The sequence below is a fragment of the Novacetimonas hansenii JCM 7643 genome (assembly GCF_000964405.1).
In the GTDB taxonomy this organism is placed as follows: domain Bacteria; phylum Pseudomonadota; class Alphaproteobacteria; order Acetobacterales; family Acetobacteraceae; genus Novacetimonas; species Novacetimonas hansenii.
Genome location: NZ_BANE01000350.1, coordinates 1 through 255 on the forward strand (window position 1 = coordinate 1; position 255 = coordinate 255).

At 63.9% G+C, this 255-nt stretch carries 2 protein-coding genes; both read left to right on the forward strand.

Translation table 11 applies throughout. From position 1 onward, the window contains the following. A partial coding sequence (locus B7G66_RS19155) for a S26 family signal peptidase (protein WP_200146831.1) occupies positions 1–153 on the forward strand: 153 nt, incomplete at its 5' end. Position 154: 1 nt separating this feature from the next. Continuing rightward, positions 155–255, forward strand: a 101-nt coding sequence (locus B7G66_RS17645; RefSeq protein ID WP_148424794.1) for a DUF736 family protein, incomplete at its 3' end; no start/stop codon positions are given.

Consider the following 255-nt stretch of genomic DNA (forward strand, 5'->3'; position numbering starts at 1 on the left):
ATGAACACGCACGAACCTCGCAGTCTCGACGGGCGGTATTTCGGCCCCCTGTCGGTCAGCAGCGTGATCGGGCGCGCGACACCGCTCTGGGTTGGTGCAGGCCCTGCGCCTGCCGCCAGCCCGCCTCCTTCTCATACCTCAGAGGATCACTGACATGGCGCAGATTGGACTCTTCACGCGCACGGCTGACGGTTTTTCCGGACGTCTGCGGACACTCGTACTGGATGCCGAACTGACGCTGGTGCGTGTCGAGAC